The sequence below is a fragment of the Blastococcus aurantiacus genome, assembly GCF_900102425.1.
Lineage (GTDB): Bacteria > Actinomycetota > Actinomycetes > Mycobacteriales > Geodermatophilaceae > Blastococcus > Blastococcus aurantiacus.
Map to the genome: position 1 here is coordinate 17015 of NZ_FNBT01000001.1, position 19189 is coordinate 36203.

Genomic DNA, 19189 nt, shown 5'->3' on the forward strand with positions numbered 1-19189 from the left:
CCGCCGACAGGAGGCAGTGCTCCATGACAGGAACGATGCGTGCCCAGCGCTTCTACAAGGCCACGGGCCAGTGGGCCGTCGAGGACGTGCCCATCCCCGAGCCCGGTCCTGGCCAGGTGCTGATCAAGGTCGCCTACTGCGGCATCTGCCACTCCGACCTCAGCCTGATCGACGGCGTGTTCGGCGGCATGGGGACCCCCGACGTGATCACCCAGGGCCACGAGGCGTCCGGCACGATCGCCGCCCTCGGTGAGGGCGTGACCGGCTGGTCGGTCGGCGACCGGGTGATCCCCGCCGCCGGGCGCCCGTGCGGCACGTGCGCCAACTGCCTGCGCGGGCCGGTCGGGCAGTGCCTGAACATCCAGCTCATGGCCTTCGCCTACGACGGCGCGTGGGCCGAGTACACGCTCGCGGGGGCGTTCGGCCTCACCCAGGTGCCCGACGGCGTGCCGATGGACCAGGCCGCGATCCTCGCCGACGCGGTGTCCACGCCCTTCGGCGCCGTCGTGCACACCGGGCAGGTGCGCATCGGTGAGGCGGTCGGGGTCTGGGGCGTGGGCGGCGTGGGCACCCACATCGTGCAGCTCGCCCGCCTGGTCGGCGCCAACCCGATCATCGCCCTCGACCTCGAGGAGGCCGTCCGCGAGCGGGCGCTGGAGATCGGGGCGGACTTCGCCTTCGACTCCCGCGATCCGGACCTCCAGGCGAAGATCGCCGAGGCGACGAAGGGCCGCATGCTCGACGTCGCCTTCGACGCCGTCGGCGTGAAGAGCACCTTCGAGCAGGGGCTGGCGATGCTCGCCAACGGTGGCCGGGTCGTCGTCGTGGGGCTGAGCGGGGACGAGGCCTCGCTGGGGTCGACGCTCGGCTTCGGCCTCTCCCGCAAGCAGGCGCTCGGCCACCTCGGCTACCAGGGCACCGACATCGCGATCCTGGCCGAGCTGGTGGCCAGCGGCCGGCTGGACCTCTCCCGCTCGATCAGCGGCGTGGTCTCCCTCGAGGACGTCGGCGAGGGCATCCGCCGCCTGCACGAGCGCGAAGGCAACCCGATCCGCATCCTCGTCCAGCCCTGAGGACACCGCGGAACGGCAGGAGGCCGACACGCCCTCTCCCGGGGTGGTGTCGCTCGCCCTGCCGTTCCGCGGCACCTGGCGGGTGCGCACCAGCGCTGCGCCTCCGCAGGTGTGACCCCCGCCGCTCCGGCACGTCCCACGGGCCCCACCCGGCGGTGCGGCCGCAGGTCGGAGGCGCGCGCAGTGGACAATGGGGGTCGTCCGCGCGGGCCCGGGAACGGGGCCCCGGGCATGAACGCGCCTTTTCCGCTGTTGCTCCAAGCGACGGTCCGCCTGAGACGGCGTCGACCCCGCGCTCCAGACGAGCCCTTCCGAAGGACACTGCTTGCCCGAGATCCAGTCCACTCCCCCGCCGCGCACCGCAACTCCCCTGCCCCAGACGGCCCGCCGTCGCGAGCGCTCCGCCGGTCGCCAGACCGCGACCCGCGACGCCGACCGCGCCGCCGCCCGCGCCGAGAAGCTCGCGCAGCAGAGCTGGGTCGAGGGCGCCGAGCCGGCGCTGCCGACCCGCACCACCCGGCCCGAGGACGTGGTCTTCCACCTCGGCCCCACCAACTCCGGCAAGACGTACGACTCGCTGCAGGCCCTGGCCGCGGCCGGCTCCGGTGTCTACGCCGCGCCGCTGCGCCAACTGGCGCACGAGGCCTACGAGAAGCTCTCGGCCCTGCTGCCCGAGGGCTCGGTAGGGCTGTCGACCGGCGAGGAGGAGATCGACCCCTTCGCGCCCATCGTCTGCTGCACCGTCGAGAAGGCGCCGCCGCGCGGCGAGATGCTCGTCCTCGACGAGGCGCACTGGGTCACCGACCCCGACCGCGGCCACCACTGGGCGCGGCTGTTGCTCACCGGCGAGTACCGGACGATGCACCTCATCTCCGCCGCAGAGGCCTACCTCGTGCTCAAGCCGCTGGTGTCCGACGCCGAGCACGTCGAGGTCGTCAACCACAAGCGGCTGTCGCGGCTGGACGTGCTGCGCGCGCCGGTCCGGACCGACGCCGTCCGCCCGCAGACCCTGGTCGTCGCGTTCTCCCGCAAGGCCGTCTACGCCGCCGCCGCCGAGCTCGACCAGCACCGACCCGGCAAGGTCGGCGTCCTCTACGGCGCGCTGCCCCCGGCCACCCGTCGGGAGGTCATCGAGCGGTTCACCAGCGGCGAGCTGGACGTGCTCGTCACCACCGACGTGATCGGCCACGGCATCAACGTGCCGGCCACCACCGTGCTGTTCGCCGAGACGACGAAGTTCGACGGCCAGGAGGTGCGCCCCCTGCGCACCTGGGAGGCCGCCCAGATCGCCGGGCGGGCCGGCCGCTACGGGCTCACCGGGCACGGCTCCGTCGGCATCCTCATCGGCGTCAGCGGGCTCAAGCCGATCGGGGCGCTGGTCGCGAACGGCGCCGCCGTCGCCCGGGGCGACGAGATGAGCGACCTGCCCAAGCGCGCGCCGCGGCTGCGGCCCGAGCTCGAGGACCTCGGCGCCTTCGAGGCCGTCGACCTGCCCGAGGCGCTCGTGCGCTGGATGGCCTGGGCGCGGGCCGCCACCCGCGACGAGGCGATGACCGCCGACGACGTCACCACCCTGGTGCTGCGGGTGCACGCGCTGCTCCCGCTGCTGCGCGGCCCCCTCGGTGCGGCCGGCGACCTGCAGACGGTCTGGCGCCTGGTCAACCTGGCCATCGACTACAACCCGCCGCGGCGCACCCGCTGGCTGGTGCTCGCCCGCGCGGCGCTGGAGCACGCCGTCGGCCTGCCCGTGCAGCCGGAGACGGTGCTGCCCGACGTCCCCCGCGGGGGCTCCGTCGAGGAGTACGAGCAGGCGGCCGCGGCGGCCCGTGACGCGCAGACGCTGCTCCGCCAGTTCCCCGGCGTGGCCGGCCTGGACAGCGACGACGCCGCCTGGGTCGAGGAGGAGTGCGCGGAGATGATCACCGAGCTGCTCCCCGACGCCATCGCCCTGGGTCGCTCGGGCAAGTGCACGAGCTGCGGCAGCGCGATCGCACCGTGGTTCACCACCTGCCGTCCCTGCAGTGCGCCCGCCGGCCGGTCCGGGGGTGACCGCGACCGCCGTCCCGGTGGCCAGCGGGCCGCGGGGGGACAGCGCACCGCCGGCCGGGCCGCGGGCCGGGCGCTCGGCGGCCGTCAGGGCGGACCGCGCGGACGCTCCCGCCGGGGCTGACCGCAGCGCCCTTTCCCGACAGGCGGCAGCGCGCGGAGCCGTGGCGCACGATGTCGGCATGCACCTGCTGCTGGAGTACTCACTCGTCCCCGATTACCTCCAGCGCCGCGTGGCCCTGCGGGACGAACACCTGGCGCTGGCGCGGGCGGCGCACGAGCGGGGCGAGCTCCTGCTCGCCGGGGCGCTCCCCGACCCATTCGACCGCGCGCTGCTGGTCTGGACGGCGCCGCGGGAGGTCGTCGAGCGCTTCGCCGCGCAGGACCCCTACGTCCGCCACGGACTGGTGAGCGCCTGGACCGTCCGCGAGTGGAACGTGGTCGTGGGCGGTGCCGCCACGCCGCGGTAGCCGCCGCACCCGTCGCCTGCCTCCGACCGGTGCCGGACTCCGCACGCGTGGTGCGGTCCCCGCTCGGGTAGTGGCCGCCCACGACGGGGCGCAGAGGGAAGAGGGACGCGAGATGACCACGAGCACGGGCGACCGGGACGTCGTCGACATCCTCACCACCGATCACCACGAGGTGCTGACGCTGATCAGCAAGGTCCCTGCGGCGGCGCCGGACCAGCGCCGGGACATGTCCGACATGATCATCGCCGAGCTGATGCGCCACGCCATCGCCGAGGAGATGCACGTCTACCCGGCGATGCGCGACCACCTGCCCGACGGCGCCGCCCGGGTGGAGCACGACATCGAGGAGCACCAGGAGCTCGTCGAGGTCATGAAGGAGCTCGAGTCCCTCGACGCGGACGAAGCGCGCTTCCTCGAGACGCTCGGCCGGCTCGAGCAGGTCATGCGCGACCACGTGCAGGACGAGGAGGGCGAGCAGTTCCCGTTGCTGCGCGCCCACCTCGGCCGCGAGCAGCTGGTCGAGATCGGCTCGAAGGTCGAGGCCGCGATGAAGGCGGCGCCGACCCGGCCCCACCCCCTGGCCCCGCACAGCGAGCTGTTCCACAAGACCCTCGGTCCCGGCGTCGGGCTCGTGGACCGGTTGCGCGACAAGCTGACGGGCCGCCCCAACTCGCTGTGAGCGCGGGTCAGCCGAGGTTCGGGCGCACGTTCTCCTGCCAGACGTCCCAACCGACACGCAGGACGAGCGCGCTGACCACGACGAGGAACGCGACGCGGATGAAGCGGCTGCCGCGGGCGGTGGCCGTCCGGGCGCCCAGGTAGCCGCCGACCATGTTGGCCGCACCCAGCAGCAGGCCCAGGCCCCAGTAGACGTAGCCGTTCGGTACGAAGAACAGCAGCGCCCCGAGGTTGGTGGCGCAGTTGACGATCTTCGCCTTCGCGCTGGCCTCGAGGAACGCGTAGCCCAGCAGCGACACCATCGCGAAGACGAGGAACGAGCCGGTGCCCGGCCCGAGGATGCCGTCGTAGAAGCCGATGGCCGCGCCGATGAGGCCCGCCGTCCCGTGGTGCCGGCGCCCGGTGTGCCGCAGCGCGGTGACGTCGCCCAGAGCCGGCCGCAGCACCGTGAACGCCCCGATGCCGATGAGCGCCACCACGATCACCGGCTTGAAGACGCTCGCGGGCAGCAGGGCGGCGATCGAGGCGCCGCAGAAACTGCCCACCAGGGCGATCGCCGCCATGGGCAGCGCGGTGCGCAGGTCGGGATGGACCCGGCGGTAGTACGTGACGGCGCTGGTGGTCGTGCCGAACACCGAGCCCAGCTTGTTCGTCGCCAGCGCCTCCACCGGGCTGATGCCGGGCACCAGGAGCAGCGCAGGCAGCTGCACCAGCCCGCCACCGCCGACGACGGCGTCGATGAAGCCCGCGGTCAGGCCGGCCAGCAGCACGAGGAGCAGCGTCGTGACGCCCAGGCCGTCCGGCAGGAGGTCCACCGCCAGCACGTCGGTCATCCCACTCCCCTCGTCCGGCCGTCCCCGTCCGGCCGGAGCGCCGACCACTCCACCACGGCGCCCGGAGGTCCCGCGCACCGCCCTGGGCCGGCCGCGTGGAGGTCAGGTTCAACCCCTCGTGCTCGAAGCGCCGGGTCGCCCGCGACGACGAGACCGTGCGCGGGATCACCAGGTCCTGACTCAGCCCGCGTCGGCCCAGGAGCGGACGACGTCGACGTCCAGCGGGAAGTCGACCGGGAACTCCCCGAACAGCAGCCGGCCCGCCGAGGCCGCGGCCTGCCGCACCGCCTCCCCCACCTCGCTCGCCAGGTGCCCGGGCGTGTGCACGACGACCTCGTCGTGCAGGAAGAAGACCAGGTGCGGGCGCTCGTGCAGCTCCCCCTCCCCCAGCTCCCACAGCCGGTTGCGGAGGTCGGCCAGCCAGCACAGCGCCCACTCGGCCGCGGTCCCCTGGACGACGAAGTTGCGGGTGAACCGGCCCCAGGACCGCCGCTGCCGGTCGCGGTCCTGGCGCGAACCGCCGTCCTCGTCGTCCGGGGCCTCGCCGAGGTCCGCGGGACCGTCCGACCACGCGGCGCCGGGCACCGGCGAGCCGCGGCCCAGCAGGGTGCGCACCACCTCTCCGCGCTCCCCCGCCCGCGCGGCCTCCTCCACGAGCCCGATGGCGTGCGGGTAGCGCTGGGTCAGCCGCGGCATCATGCGCCCGCTCTCCCCCCGGGTCGCGCCGTACAGGGCGCCGAGCATCCCGACCTTGGCCTCGGCGCGGGTCGCGACCACCCCCGCCGCGACGATCCCCTGGTAGAGGTCCGTGCCCCGTGCGGCGGCGGCCATGGCGGTGTCGCGGCTCATGCCGGCCAGCACCCGCGGCTCGAGCTGGGCGACGTCGGCGACGACGAAGCGCCACCCCTCGTCGGCGATCGCGGCGGGCCGGACCTGGACGGGCATCGACAGCGCTCCTCCGCCGTTGGACGCCCACCGCCCGGTGACGACGCCGCCCGGCACGAACCACGACCGGAACCGGCCCTCGCGCACCCACGCGTCCAGCCAGGCCCAGCCGTTGGCCGTCAGGAGGCGGGAGAGCTTGCGGTACTCCAGCAGCGGCGGCATGGCCGGGTGGTCGATCTGCTCGAGGGTCCAGGAGCGGGTGTCCGGCACGGGCAGTCCGGCACCCCGCAGCGCGCGCAGCAGGTCGGCCGGCGAGTCCGGGTTGAGCCCGGGCGCGCCGAGCGCCGTCCTCAGCTCGCCGGCCAGGCGCTCCAGGACCGCCGGCCGCTGGCCGGCCGGTGGGCGCGGCCCGAGCAGCTCCGCGAGCAGCCGGTCGTGGACGTCGGCCCGCCACGGCAGCCCGGTGTGCGTCATCTCCGCGGCCACCAGCGCACCGGAGGACTCGGCCGCCAGGAGCAGGGCCAGCCGGCCCCGCTCGGCCGACTCGGCCAGGGCCGCCTGCTGGCGTTCGTGCTCGGCGGGAGGGTCGAGGCGGTCCGCGGGGTCCTCGAGCGGGAAGAGCCCCGGGTCGACGGCGGTGACCGGCTGCAGCGCGTCCCAGCCCGCCGTGTCCGCGGCCGCGAGCAGGCCCTGGTCGACCGACGGGGAGCGCCGCAGGATCGCGTGGCACAAGCGCAGGTCGGTGCACCGCGCGATCCGCACCCCGGAGGCCAGCAGCGCCGGGTACCAGCGGGTGGTGTCGTCCCACACCCAGCGGACCGGATCCGGCCCGGCCTCCCGCTCCGCGACAAACGCCGGCAGGTCAGCGGCCGGTACCCGGACCGTCCCGGCCGGCTCGTGCACCTCGGCGTCCTCGCCGCGGCGCACGAGGACGATCCGGTTCACCCGGGCAGTGTCCTCGACGGGTGCGACAGCCGGCCGCGCCGACACCTGCGGGTGATCGCGACGGTGCCGGGGTACCGCGCTCCCATGGATGCCGTCTCGCTCGGAAAGGCCGGCCTGCAGGGCTGGCGCGCCAAGGTCGCCGACGCCGTGGCGGGCCCCGTCGCGCAGCGCTCCCCGTTCACCGACGAGCAGGTCCGGGCAGCGGTGGGTGCCGCCTTCTTCGTGCTCTCCGTCGTCTACGTCGTCCAGGCGGTGCGGCAGCTCCAGCGGACCTGAGGGCACCGCGCCGGCGGCAGCCGGTTAGCGTGCGGCATGGCTGTCGATCCCCGTGGCACGGACCTCAAGCGCTACCTGCAGGAGGACCCCGGCGGTCCTGTCGTGATGCTCAACCTGCTGCGCTACGCCGAGGGCGGCCGGGAGTCCTACGAGCAGTACGCCGAGGCGCTCCGGACGACGTTCCTCCCCCGGTACGGCGGCGAGATCCTCTACGCCGGGGAGGGCTCCACCGCGCTGGTCGCCGAGGCCGGCCAGGACTGGGACGCCGTGCTGCTGATCCGGTACCCCTCGCGCCAGGCCTTCAGCCGGATGGTGGCCGACCCGGAGTACCAGCAGGTCACCGCGTTCCGCACCCGCGCGCTCACCGAGGCCGTGCTGCAGGCGACCACCCCCTGGTGACGTCGCTCGGCGAAGGTCCCGCGTGATCCGGAACACCTTGGTGAGGGCACCCTAACTTCGGATCCGGATCCGGACTACGGTGCGGGGAGAGGGCGTCGGGCCCGGCGCGGAGCGCGCCGCCGTCGTACCCACGAGCGTTCCGGAGGAACTGGCATGACCGAGGCACGACGGGGCGGCCCCGGCGGCCGCCCGGCCCGCAAGCGGACGGCGCGCGTGGCGGAGGTGCTGCGCACCTCGCGCATCACGCCGCACATGGTCCGCGTCGTGCTGGGTGGCGAGGGCCTCGCCGGCTTCCCGGCCGGGGAGTTCACCGACCACTACGTGAAGCTCCAGCTGCCCCCGGCCGGCGCCTCCTACCAGGCGCCCTACGACGTCGACGAGCTGCGTGCGCAGCTGCCGCCGGAGCAGTGGCCGGTCACCCGCACGTACACGGTGCGCGCCTGGGACGCGGCGGTCGGCGAGCTGACCATCGACTTCGTCCACCACGGGGACGCCGGCGTGGCCGGGCCGTGGGCGGCGTCCGCGAAGCCCGGGGACCGCATCCAGTTCATGGGCCCGGGCGGCGCCTACCGCCCGCACCCGGACGCCGACTGGCACCTGCTCGCCGGTGACGAGGCCGCACTGCCCGCCATCGCCGCGACCCTCGACGGCCTCCCCGCGGGGACGCGGGCGCTGGCCTTCGTCGAGGTGTCCGGCCCGGAGGAGGAGCAGGCCGACCTGGCGCTGTCCCCGGGCACCGAACTGCGCTGGCTGCACCGCGGGGACGCCGCGCCCGGCGAGGTCCTCGTGGCAGCCGTGCGCGCCGCCGAGCTCCCGGCCGGCCGCGGGCACCTGTTCGTGCACGGCGAGGCCTACGCCGTCCGCGAGCTGCGCCGGCACCTGCGCGGGCTGTACGGCCTGGCGCCGGAGTGGACGTCGATCTCCGGCTACTGGCGGCGCGGCGACACCGAGGACGGCTGGCAGTCGACCAAGCAGGAGTGGAACGCGCAGATCGAGGCGGAGGAGGCCCCGGCGCCGGCCTGAGGCGCGGGCCGGGGCGGCGGTGGCCACGGGGCGTCTGACAAGCTCGCAGGCCACCGACCCCTACCGCAGGAGGACCCGTGCGCGCCGCCCAGATCTCCACCCTCGACGGCCCCCGGGCGATCCAGGTCGTCGACGTCCCCGAGCCCGAGGCCGGCGACAAGGTCCTCATCGAGGTGCACGCCGCCGGGGTCACCTACCCCGAGGTGCTGCAGAGCCGAGGCGAGTACCAGATGAAGCCTCCGCTGCCGTTCGTCCCGGGCAGCGAGGCGGCCGGCGTGGTCCGCTCCGCGCCCGAGGGCAGCGGGGTCTCCGCGGGCCAGCGCGTCGCGGCCTTCCCGTCGCTGGGCGGCTTCGCCGAGGTCGTCGCCGCCGCGCCGTCGATGGTGTTCCCGCTGCCGGACCGGATGAGCTTCGAGCAGGGCGCCGCCCTGCCGATGAACTACCTGACGATGCACTTCGCGCTGCGCCGCCGCGGCAAGCTGCAGGAGGGCGAGTCGGTGCTGGTGCACGGCGCCGCCGGCGGTCTGGGGACGGCGGCCGTCCAGCTGGCCAAGGCCTACGGCGCCCGCGTGCTGGCGGTCGTGTCCAGCGACGCCAAGGGCGAGGTGGCCCGCGCCGCCGGCGCCGACGAGATCGTGCCCGCCGACGGCTTCCGCGACGCGGTCAAGGAGCTGACGGGTGGGAAGGGCGTCGACGTCGTCGTCGACCCGGTCGGAGGGGACCGCTTCACCGACTCGCTGCGCAGCCTGGGCCGCGAGGGCCGGATCCTGGTGCTCGGCTTCACCGGCGGCGAGATCCCCACGGTGAAGGTGAACCGGCTGCTGCTCAACAACGTCTCCGTCGTCGGTGTCGGCTGGGGCGCCTTCTGGGTCGGCGGCGCGCCCGGCTTCCCACAGGAGCAGTGGCAGGAGCTCTACCCCCTGCTCGAGCGCGGCGCGCTGGACCCGGTGCTGGGCACCGTGCACCCGCTCGAGGACGTCGTCGAGGCGGTCACCGAGCTCGACGAGCGCCGGGCCGCGGGCAAGGTGCTGCTCCGCATCCGCGGCTGACCGCGCCACCCGACCGACCGCTCCGCCCGACCGACCGCTCCACCCGACCGACCGCTCCGCGCGACCGACCGCTCCGCGCGACCGGCTGCGGCGCTACTCCCCCAGGAGTCGCCGCAGCCGGCGCGCGGGTTCGCGCACCAGCACGCCGGGCAGGCGCAGCGCCGCGGAGGCCATGCGGACCCCGAACCACAGGAGGTCGGGCCACTCCGCCGGCCGCGGTGCCACCACTGGCGGGACCTCACGCACAGGCGGAGGCACCGGCGGGAGCGGACCCTGCTCGTCGTCCGCGGGCGGGAGGAGCAGGTCCAGCGCCCCGTGGGTACGGCGCGGCGCGCGCAGCGACGCGAAGGACGGGATGGGCGGAGCCGCGGGCGACTCGTCCTCGTCGTTCCCGCGTCCACGACCGGTGGTCGACACGGCGGGTTCCTCCAGGTCGGGCTCGGTGGTCGGTACGGCAGCGGTGGAGCGGCGCCGCCCGGAGCTGTCGACACTAGTGCCGCCCCGGGACGGGCCCGCCGCCGCCGTCCGACGGCGCCGGGGCCGCGTCAGCGGTAGTTCACGTGCGGGTGGTCCATGTGGTTCGCCGTCGCGCTGCCCCGGTTCTCCATCTGCTTCCAGGACCCGCCGGGAGAGCTGAGCATCCGCTGCTTCCAGATGATGTAGTCGACGCCGAGCGCGTTCCAGTTCGCCACGTGGTACGCCACGATGGCATCGCCGAGCGCGCCGTTCGACATCACCATGTAGTCCACCGCCAGGCCGGAGGGGTGCCCGCCCGGGTCGGCGGCGCTGGCGCGGGTGCCGCCGAGGGTGATCGAGGCCGCCCCCGGGACGTTGCTGACGACGGCGTCCGCGGCCGCCTGCGCCCGAGGGTTGATGGCCCCGGCGGTGTTGCTGATCCGGGCGCGCACGGTGGCTGCCACCGAACGGGCGGCCTCCGCCAGGCCGGCGGCCGGGGCCTTCGCCGACGGTGCCGGAGCGGTCCTCGGCGCGGCCGCCTTCGCCGCCGCCGCCGCCGCCTGGGCGGCGGCCCGCTCGGCGGCCTGCCGGGCGGCGGCTTCCTCGGCTGCCTTGCGGGCGGCGGCCTCGGCCTCGGCACGCTGCCGGTCGATGACCGCCTGGTCGGCGGCCGCCTGCGCGAACTGGGCGGCGGCCCGGGCGTCCTCGCGACTGCTGCGGGAGGCAGCGAGGTCGCTCAGCGACCCGAGGTCGCGGGTGACGTCGGCCGCCTCGGGGACCTCCTCCAGGCCGAGCTGGCGGGCGACGCTGACCGACTCCGTGCCGGCGGCCCCGGCCTGCGCGGCCGGACCGGTGCCGACGACGAGATTCACCACGAGGGCGCCGGAGGCGGCGACACCGAGGTAGATGGCGGGCCGGCGGACGGCGGCCGGGGGACGCCGGTCGGACCGGGGTCGGCGGCGGAGGGCGGTGACGAGAGTGCGGGGGTGCATGTGTGCGGGTGCTCCGGGGGTGCGTGCAGCGGCGTCCGACCAAGGACGACGAGGGCTGCGACGGGTGTGCGGTCTGCGTGGGCTGCGGCTCCCCGGTGGCCAGGACGCGCGGGACGGCGGCCGGCCGAGGCCGGTGCGGTGCCCGAGGGCGCGCCGGGACGCCGTCGGAGGACGGCGCCGGCAGGGAGCGGCAGGAGCGCTCAGCTGTGCGGGCGGACCCGGGGCTGGTGGTGGCGGGTGGTCCGGGGTCGTGCGGTGGTGCAGGGGCGCGCCATCCGGCGGCTCTCCGTTCTTCCGATACCGCTTACCGAGTTAGCTGACGGATTCGGGCTCAGAAGTGCCCTACCCGGCCGGAGCGGTGTCCGGTCCGGGACTCACCCCGGTGGTGCGGTGGGTCCCCGGCTCGCCCGCGTCCCAGAGGGACGAGGGCGACTCAGCGGCGTCCGTCCGGTCTCCCCGGGTGGGGACGTGTCGGCCGGCGGACTCGACCACGGTAACCAGCGTTACGGTTTCGTGACAAACGGCGACGGCGTGTCCCGCCGGGGACACGCCGCCGTCGTGCAGGGCGTCGCGGAGCTCAGAGGCGCCGCATGACCTTCATGGCCTGGGCCGCCATCTGGGCCTCACCCAGGGCGTTCGGGTGGACGATCACCGGGTTGGTGCCCACCAGGACCGGCTCGACCCACCGGACGCCGATCGGCTGGCACGCGTCGTGGCCCTCCGACACCCGGCTCAGGTCGACGAAGGTCACACCCGTCGCCCTCGCCGCGCGGCGGATCGCGTCGTTCAGCGTCGCCTGGACGCCGCGCAGGTAGGGGACGTCGCCCTCGGCGACCGGCATCAGCGGGAAGCAGCCGCGGGTGGCCGGGAGGATGGAGGGATAGCCCAGGATCGCGACCTCCGCGTGCGGCGCCTTGGCCCGCACCGCCTTGAGCACCCGGACCAGCGAGGGGTACGTCGTCGTCCGGATGGTGTCCTGGAAGGACGAGCCGTACTGGTCGCGGCAGGGGCTGCCCTTGCCGAGCGTCGTCAGCCCGGCCGCCCCGCACCGGAGGATCGAGTTGATGAAGACGCCGCTGTCGTTGCCGCCGATCGTCATCGTGACCACCTGCGTGTCGCGGGTGACCGCGTCCAGCTGCGGCGCCACACCCGGGTACTGGCCGGCCAGGTAGTCGCCGGTGTCCGCTCCCCCGCAGGTCACGTCGGTGAGCTGCGCGCCGGTGGCCGCGGCGATGACGTGCGGGTAGTTGGCGGTCGAGCGCAGGCACTGCGGAGGTGCGGTGAGGTCGGGCGGCAGGACACCGGAGGCGGCGCTGTAGGAGTCCCCGAGCGCCACGTACCGGACCGGGCCGGTCGCCTGGGACGGAGGTGCGACGACCACGAGGGTCGTGAACACGGCCAGCAGGCAGGCGGCGAGACGGCGCACGAGGGGACTCCAGACGTCGCGGGGGGATGCCGACGGGTGCAACGACCAACGCGGCGGACGGTTACGCGCGTCACACCGGTGAGCGTGGGACGTACTCCTTCCGGATGGCCGGGATCGGTCCGGAGGCCTCCCGCCGTACATCGGCGTTAACACGCCTGACACCATCACCGGACTATTCCCGATCAAGGGTCCACACCACTCCCTCGAAGAGTGGCGCGGTGGCTGGATCGTGCCCGGGACGAGAAGGTGGGTCGTAGCGGATGGAGAGGATCCTCGTGACTGCCATTGACGCGGTACTGGACGAAGCGGGACTGACGAACGAAGCCGTCCGGTCCTACGTGAAGCACTGGGCGCAGCACACCGGCGCGGAGCGCGTCGAGGTCATCAACGCCTCCGACGACGCCCGCCTGGTCCAGGAGGCACTGGACGCGGGTGAGCTCCTCCCTGCGGGCGAGGGGCGCTACTACTCCCGGAGTCATCCCAAGGACACGGCGCGCTCCGAGGAGCGCACGGTCGTCGCGACGAACAACCCCGACGACAAGGGCGAGTACAACAACTGGCGCCCGGCGTCGGAGATGCGCCCGATGCTCGAGGAGCGGATGGCCGGCAAGTCCGCGGGCAAGACGATGTACGTCGTCCCCTACGTGATGGCCCCGCCCGGGTCCCCGCTGCAGGCCTTCGCCACGGGCGTCGAGCTCACCGACACGCGCACGGTGGTGCTGCACATGATCCGCATGGCGCGGGTGGGCGTGCAGTACGTCAACGAGCTCGCCGACCAGGACTACTTCGTCCGCGGCGTGCACGTCACCGGCGACCTGGACAACCTGGGCCAGGGCACCGCCGACGACCAGCGCTACTTCGTCACCATCGCCGACGAGCGCACGATCCTCCACTACGGCTCGTCCTACGGCGGCAACGCGCTGCTGGGCAAGATCGCCCACGGCCTGCGCCAGGCGACCTACGACGGCTGGGCCTCGGGCAAGTTCCTCGCCGAGCAGTTCCTGCTGCTGGGCATCGACGACAAGCAGACCGGCCGCACGTACCACATCTGCGGTGGCATGCCGAGCGCGTCGGGCAAGACGAACCTGGCCATGATCCTGGCGCCCGACGCCCTCGGTGACCGCTACCAGGTGCACTTCTACGGCGACGACATCGCCTGGCTGTGGGTGGACGAGGAGGACGGCCGCGTCTACGCGATCAACCCCGAGTACGGGGCCTTCGGCGTCGCCAAGGACACCAACGAGGTCACCAACCCCACCGCGGTCGAAGCGATCGCCGAGGGCACCGGGACGATCTTCACCAACGTCGCCTACAACGAGCAGACGCAGGATGTCTGGTGGGAGGGCAAGACCAAGAACCGGCCCGCCGACGTCACCGGCTGGCGCGACTGGAAGGGCGAGCTGATCTCGGAGCGCTCCGAGGACGAGAAGGACGCTCCCTGGGCGCACCCGAACAGCCGCTTCACCACGACGCTGGCCAACATCCCGAACATCGCGCCGGACTACGAGAACCCGAAGGGCGTGCCGGTCGACGCGATCATCTTCGGTGGGCGCACCCGGGACCGCGAGCCGCTGGTCCGCGCGATCACCGACCTCGCCGAGGGCGTCTACGACGGCCTCACCCTGGGCGCGGAGGCGACCTTCGCCGCCGAGGGCACCGAGGGCGTGCTGCGGTACGACCCGATGTCGATGCGCCCGTTCATGGCCTACTCCGAAGGCGCGTACGCCGCGCACTGGATGAAGATCATCGGCGCCGCGAAGGACCAGCCGGTCTTCGCCCACGTGAACTGGTTCCAGCGGGGCGAGGACGGCCGCTTCCTGTGGCCGGGGTACCGGGACAACCTGCGCCCGCTGCTGTGGCTCATGCAGCTGCGCAACGGCGAGGTCACCGGACGCCGGACGCCGGTGGGCATCGTGCCGACCAAGGAGGAGCTGCAGCTCGAGGGCATGGAGGACCTCCGCCCGGACGACCTGGAGACGATCCTGTCGATCGACGTCCCGCGCTGGCAGCAGGAGATGGCGCACCGCGAGCAGCACCTCTCGCTGTTCCGCGACATGCCCGAGGAGATCTGGGCGGCCCACCGACGCGTCTCCGACGCACTGGACGCCGAGGCGAAGTGATCCGCAGGGGGCTGCTCCCCCGCTGACGACGACGAAGGCCCCGACCGCACGGTCGGGGCCTTCGTCGTCTCTCCGGCGCGCGCCTGCCGGCACCGCTGCCGCCGCACCCGGAAGGATCCGCTCCCGCCGCGTGCAGCATCCGGGAGCCCCCGATGCGTCTGGACGGGTGGAGACCACAGACAGGAGCAGGGCGTGACGTTCGAGCAGTTCGTGGCGGCACAGGGGGCTCCCCTGCTGCGGCTGGCGTTCGTCCTGACCGCGGACCGGCACCTCGCCGAGGACCTGACCCAGACGGCGCTCGCCGACGCCTACCGGCACTGGCGAAGAGTGACGGCGGCGCAGGATCCCGCGGCCTACGTCCGGCGGATGCTCGTGAACGCACACCTGAGCTGGCGACGCCGCCGGTCGAGCACCGAGCGCCCCACCGAGCTGGCCGACACGTCGGTGGACACGGCAGCCGCACCCGGTGACGCCCTCGCGGCCCGGGAGCAGATGCGCACGCTGCTGGCCGATCTGGCGCCACGGGCCCGGACGGTCCTGGTGCTGCGCTACTACGCCGACCTCGACGACGCCGCGATCGCCGAGGCGATGGGGGTCAGCGCCAGCTCGGTGCGGGCGACCGCCTCCCGCGCGCTGGCCGGTCTCCGCGCCACCGCCGTCGTCGACACCGTCCAGGAGGCGCCATGACCGACCCGACCGAACGCCAGCTGCGCGAGCTCTTCGCCGCCGACGCCGCGGGCGCGCCCGACGCGAGTGGCCTCACCGCTCTCGCCCTGCACACGGCACGGCGCCGTCGTCGCGCGCGGGCGGCCGCGGCGGCAGGACTGATCGCCGCTGTGGTGGTCGTCGGAGGCGGGACCGTCGCAGCATGGGACCCCGGAGGCGCCGCGGGCTCCGCCGATTCGGACGCGGCGGCTCCCACGGGCGTCGGGGCGCTCGCCGGTGACGCCGCCGCGGACTGCGCCGGCGGGTACTCGACCGTCGGGCTCTCTGCCGACCTGACCCGCGAGGGCGCCTTCGCTCTCGACGGCACCGTCGCGGAGATCGAGCCGGGCCCCGACCTGGGCCCGGAGATGCCCCGCCAGTACGCGACCGTGCGGTTCCGGGTGCACACCTGGTACCACGGTGGCTCCGGCGGGACGGTGGACGTCCTCCTCGACCCTCCGGACATCGGCTCCCAGACCTCCGACGTGAAGTCCTACGGGGTCGGTACCCGCCTGCTCGTGTCCGGGCTGCTCACCTCCACCGAGCGGGCCTCGGGTGCGATGACCGTGGACGGGGACGAGGCCTACTTCGGCTTCTCCTGCGGCGCCACCCGCTACCACGACGAGGCCACCGCAGCCGAGTGGGCCGCCGTCGTCGCCGGCGAGCTGCCGACGGGTCCTCTGCCGGCCACCGGCGCCGAGAGCTGCACCGGGTACTCACCCGCCCTCGTGGGTCAGCAGGACGTCGCACTGGACGGCACCGTCATCGAGATCGGCGAGCAGCGCTTCCCCCGGCTGCCGGGAGAGACCGAGGCCGACGGCTACTTCTCGGTCACGTTCCAGGTGCACGGCTGGTACCGGGGCGGACCCGGCGAGACGGTGACGCTGCACATGGAGTCGCCCTACCTGACGACGCCGGAGGGCGACTCCATCGAGACCTACACCATCGGCACCCGCCTCCTCGTCGCCGGCAGGCTGAGCGACGTCGCGGGGCGTGGGCTCATCGCCCAGAGCTGCGGCTTCACGCGCTACTACGACGAGGCCACCGCCACGGAATGGGCTGCCGCCACGGACTGACGGCACGGACCGGCGCGAGGAACGGCGAAGGCCCCGACCGGGTGGGTCGGGGCCTTCGTGGTTCGATCGGTCTTCTAGTCCAGGTAGTCGCGCAGCACCTGGGAGCGGCTGGGGTGGCGCAGCTTGCTCATCGTCTTGGACTCGATCTGCCGGATGCGCTCGCGGGTGACCCCGTAGACGCGGCCGATCTCGTCCAGGGTGCGCGGCTGGCCGTCGGTGAGGCCGAAGCGCAGGCGGACGACGCCGGCCTCGCGCTCGGACAGCGTCTGCAGCACGCTCAGCAGCTGGTCCTGCATCAGGCCGAAGCTCACCGCGTCGACGGCGACGACGGCCTCGGAGTCCTCGATGAAGTCGCCGAGCTGGCTGTCGCCCTCGTCGCCGATGGTCTGGTCGAGGCTGATCGGTTCCCGGGCGTACTGCTGGATCTCCAGCACCTTCTCCGGGGTGAGGTCCAGCTCCTTGGCCAGCTCCTCCGGCGTGGGCTCGCGGCCGAGGGACTGCGACATCTCACGCTGTATGCGGCCGAGCTTGTTGATGACCTCGACCATGTGCACCGGGATGCGGATCGTGCGCGCCTGGTCGGCCATCGCGCGGGTGATCGCCTGGCGGATCCACCACGTCGCGTAGGTCGAGAACTTGAAGCCCTTGGTGTAGTCGAACTTCTCGACCGCACGGATCAGGCCCATGTTCCCTTCCTGGATCAGGTCCAGGAACGCCATGCCGCGGCCGGTGTAGCGCTTGGCCAGCGAGACGACGAGGCGGAGGTTGGCCTCCAGCAGGTGGTCCTTGGCGCGCTCGCCGTCCCGGGTCACCCAGGTGAGCTCGCGGCGGCGGGTGATCGGCAGCGTCTCCCCCGCGGCGGCGGCGTCGGCGAGCTTGTGGCTGGCGTAGAGACCGGCCTCGATCCGCTTGGCGAGGTCGACCTCCTCCTCGGCGGTCAGCAGCTTCACGCGGCCGATGAGCTTGAGGTAGGCGCGGACGGCGTCGGTGGAGGCCGTCATCTCGGCGTCCTTGCGCGCCTTGCGCAGGGCGAGGGACTCCTCCTCGTCCTCCCACACGAAGCCCGGTGCGGCGGCGTCGCCCTCGGCCTCGGGGGCGTCGGTGTCGTCGTCCTCCTCGACGCCCGCGGGGGCGATGGTGACGGTCTCGCCTTCGACAGCCGGATCGACGACGTCGTCGGCGATCGCCGCTGCGTCGTCCACGAGGGGGGCGGGCTCGGCCTTGGCGGCTGCCTTGGGCTTGGCGGCCGCCTTGGGCTTGGCGGCTGCCCTGGGCTTGGCAGCGGCCTTCGGCTTCGCGGCGGCCTTGGTCTTGGCGGCGGGCGTGGCGGCGGCCGGTGTCTCGGTCGCGGCCTGGGGTGTGGGAATGATTTCGTCCGTAACGTTCGGGGCCGGCTGGGCGATGTCGGTCGCGGTCATCGTCGCCTCTCGTGACGGGATCGGACGGCGTCGCGAGAACCTGCAGTCCTTGCGGAGAGGCCGGCACGTGCACGACGGGGAGCCGGGCACGCGCTGAGGATGGAGAGCGGATGTCCGGCGGGACCGGCCTGTTCGGCGCGTTCCCGGGGACGACATGCCATTTTAGCCCTCGCCGTCCGCCGGTGCTGGAACCCGTCCGCGGAGCCGACCCGTCGGGGTGGGGTGACGGCGCCCCCGACCGCCCTGGTCAGGTGCCGATCTCCGTCCGGACGGCGTACAGCTCGGGGAAGAACGTGAGGTCCAGCGCACGCCTCAGGAACCCCACGCCTGACGAACCACCGGTCCCGGTCTTCGCCCCGATGGTCCGCTGCACTGTGAGCAGGTGCCGGAACCGCCACAGCTGGAAGTTGTCCTCGATGTCGACGAGGCTCTCGCACGCCTCGTACACGCCCCAGGGGGTCTCGGTGGACTCGTAGATGCGCCGGAAGACCGGCACGAGCCCGGCCTCGAACCGCCACGGCTCGCGGACGTCGCGGCTGAGCACGCTCTCGGGGACGTCCAGGCCGGTGCGGCCCAGCAGCCGCAGGAACTCGTCGTAGAGCGTGGGCGCCTCCAGCAGCTCGGCCAGCAGCTGCCGGGCCGCGGGCTCGCCCTCGAAGACCTGCAGCATCGCCCCGTTCTTGTTGCCGAGGACGAACTCCACGGCCCGGTACTGGTGCGACTGGAACCCCGACGCGTTGCCCAGGGCGCCGCGGAACTCGGCGTACTCCCGCGGGGTGAGCGTGGCCAGCACCGACCACTGCTCGGTGAGCGTGCGCTGGATGTTCTTGACCCGGGCCAGGCACTTGAGCGCCTGGTCGAGCCCGTCCGCGGCGAGGTAGCGCCGGGCTGCCATCAGCTCGTGCAGCACGAGCTTCAGCCAGAGCTCGCTGGTCTGGTGCTGGACGATGAAGAGCAACTCGTCGTGGTGCTCGGGGCGGCTGCGGGGATGCTGCGCGCCGAGCAGCCGGTCCAGGCCCAGGTAGCCGCCGTAGCTGCTGTCGGGGGCCAGATCGGTCCGGATGGACTCCTCCAGCGCGCGCTCGGCGCGGCCGTCGTCGTCGTCGGGATCGGTCGCCATGCCCGCACGCTAGCCCTCCCGGCCCGGCGGGCCGCCCCTCCTCCGGAAGGGGACGCCGACGCCGGGCATGCGCGGGCCGTCGCCGGGGAATCACCTCCGCGTCGGGCCCGCGGGGACGCCGCCGCCCCGGAGGCGACATAGCTCACACCGCGGTGGCTTCGTGTTCACGGCGGTTTCGGCCGACCATCTAGGGTGGCGC

18 protein-coding genes and 1 riboswitch are annotated in these 19189 nt (G+C 73.8%); of the genes, 11 read left to right on the plus strand and 7 right to left on the minus strand.

Features of this window, described 5'->3' with window-relative positions; all coding sequences use genetic code 11:
• The first annotated feature begins 23 nt into the window (after nt 1-23).
• The 4 genes from BLS70_RS00095 (at nt 24) to BLS70_RS00110 (ending at nt 4268) form a co-directional block, all read left to right on the plus strand.
• Nucleotides 24-1073: a zinc-binding dehydrogenase gene (locus tag BLS70_RS00095; protein ID WP_091763525.1), complete on the plus strand. Its 1050-nt coding sequence runs from the start codon at nt 24-26 to the stop codon at nt 1071-1073.
• Between the two features lie 325 nt (nt 1074-1398).
• Entirely contained in the window at nt 1399-3243 is a 1845-nt protein-coding gene (locus tag BLS70_RS00100; RefSeq protein ID WP_255362125.1) for a helicase-related protein, read from the plus strand.
• Between the two features lie 58 nt (nt 3244-3301).
• Nucleotides 3302-3589 (plus strand): YciI-like protein, encoded by a 288-nt coding sequence (locus BLS70_RS00105; RefSeq protein WP_091764047.1) that lies wholly within the window; start codon nt 3302-3304, stop codon nt 3587-3589.
• A 112-nt stretch (nt 3590-3701) separates the two neighbouring features.
• Nucleotides 3702-4268, plus strand: coding sequence for a hemerythrin domain-containing protein (locus BLS70_RS00110; RefSeq protein WP_091763526.1), 567 nt, complete (start codon nt 3702-3704; stop codon nt 4266-4268).
• Between the two features lie 7 nt (nt 4269-4275).
• Here BLS70_RS00110 and BLS70_RS00115 read toward each other — a convergent pair whose 3' ends face one another.
• Both BLS70_RS00115 and BLS70_RS00120 read right to left on the minus strand, forming a co-directional pair.
• On the minus strand, nt 4276-5100 hold the full coding sequence (locus tag BLS70_RS00115) for a sulfite exporter TauE/SafE family protein (protein WP_091763527.1): 825 nt from the start codon (nt 5098-5100) through the stop codon (nt 4276-4278).
• Between the two features lie 180 nt (nt 5101-5280).
• Entirely contained in the window at nt 5281-6930 is a 1650-nt protein-coding gene (locus BLS70_RS00120; protein ID WP_091763528.1) for a bifunctional 3'-5' exonuclease/DNA polymerase, read from the minus strand.
• Nucleotides 6931-7014: 84 nt separating this feature from the next.
• Here BLS70_RS00120 and BLS70_RS00125 point away from each other — a divergent pair, with 84 nt between their 5' ends.
• From BLS70_RS00125 to BLS70_RS00140, 4 genes are all read left to right on the plus strand, one after another.
• Entirely contained in the window at nt 7015-7206 is a 192-nt protein-coding gene (locus BLS70_RS00125; protein WP_091764048.1) for a hypothetical protein, read from the plus strand.
• A gap of 36 nt (nt 7207-7242) precedes the next feature.
• The gene (locus tag BLS70_RS00130; protein ID WP_091763529.1) at nt 7243-7605 is read left to right on the plus strand and encodes a DUF1330 domain-containing protein; all 363 of its coding nucleotides are present in this window, start codon (nt 7243-7245) and stop codon (nt 7603-7605) included.
• Nucleotides 7606-7758: 153 nt separating this feature from the next.
• On the plus strand, nt 7759-8628 hold the full coding sequence (locus BLS70_RS00135) for a siderophore-interacting protein (RefSeq protein WP_091763530.1): 870 nt from the start codon (nt 7759-7761) through the stop codon (nt 8626-8628).
• Nucleotides 8629-8705: 77 nt separating this feature from the next.
• Entirely contained in the window at nt 8706-9677 is a 972-nt protein-coding gene (locus BLS70_RS00140) for an NADPH:quinone oxidoreductase family protein (protein ID WP_091763531.1), read from the plus strand.
• A 93-nt stretch (nt 9678-9770) separates the two neighbouring features.
• On the opposite strand, the gene BLS70_RS00145 is transcribed toward BLS70_RS00140, so the two are convergent.
• The 3 genes from BLS70_RS00145 to BLS70_RS00155 all read right to left on the minus strand — a co-directional run bounded on the left by BLS70_RS00145 (nt 9771) and on the right by BLS70_RS00155 (nt 12551).
• Nucleotides 9771-10094, minus strand: a complete 324-nt coding sequence (locus tag BLS70_RS00145) for a hypothetical protein (RefSeq protein WP_091763532.1) — start codon at nt 10092-10094, stop codon at nt 9771-9773.
• A 128-nt stretch (nt 10095-10222) separates the two neighbouring features.
• Entirely contained in the window at nt 10223-11125 is a 903-nt protein-coding gene (locus tag BLS70_RS00150; RefSeq protein WP_255362126.1) for a VldE C-terminal domain-containing protein, read from the minus strand.
• Nucleotides 11126-11411: 286 nt separating this feature from the next.
• Nucleotides 11412-11574, minus strand: a riboswitch (cyclic di-AMP (ydaO/yuaA leader).
• A gap of 128 nt (nt 11575-11702) precedes the next feature.
• Nucleotides 11703-12551 carry an SGNH/GDSL hydrolase family protein gene (locus BLS70_RS00155; RefSeq protein ID WP_218122207.1) on the minus strand — a complete coding sequence of 283 codons (849 nt, stop codon included), beginning with the start codon at nt 12549-12551 and terminating at the stop codon, nt 11703-11705.
• Between the two features lie 275 nt (nt 12552-12826).
• On the opposite strand from BLS70_RS00155, the gene BLS70_RS00160 reads away from it, so the two are divergent.
• The 3 genes from BLS70_RS00160 (at nt 12827) to BLS70_RS00170 (ending at nt 16452) form a co-directional block, all read left to right on the plus strand.
• Entirely contained in the window at nt 12827-14671 is a 1845-nt protein-coding gene (locus BLS70_RS00160) for a phosphoenolpyruvate carboxykinase (GTP) (RefSeq protein ID WP_091764050.1), read from the plus strand.
• 192 nt (nt 14672-14863) lie between these two features.
• Nucleotides 14864-15358 (plus strand): SigE family RNA polymerase sigma factor, encoded by a 495-nt coding sequence (locus tag BLS70_RS00165; RefSeq protein ID WP_091763534.1) that lies wholly within the window; start codon nt 14864-14866, stop codon nt 15356-15358.
• Nucleotides 15355-16452, plus strand: coding sequence for a hypothetical protein (locus tag BLS70_RS00170; RefSeq protein WP_091763535.1), 1098 nt, complete (start codon nt 15355-15357; stop codon nt 16450-16452). Before BLS70_RS00165 ends, BLS70_RS00170 begins: the two co-directional genes overlap by 4 nt.
• 74 nt (nt 16453-16526) lie before the next feature.
• Here BLS70_RS00170 and BLS70_RS00175 read toward each other — a convergent pair whose 3' ends face one another.
• Entirely contained in the window at nt 16527-17870 is a 1344-nt protein-coding gene (locus tag BLS70_RS00175) for an RNA polymerase sigma factor (protein WP_091763536.1), read from the minus strand.
• A 247-nt stretch (nt 17871-18117) separates the two neighbouring features.
• Nucleotides 18118-18990, minus strand: coding sequence for a tryptophan 2,3-dioxygenase (locus tag BLS70_RS00180; RefSeq protein WP_091763537.1), 873 nt, complete (start codon nt 18988-18990; stop codon nt 18118-18120).
• Nucleotides 18991-19189 lie beyond the last annotated feature (199 nt).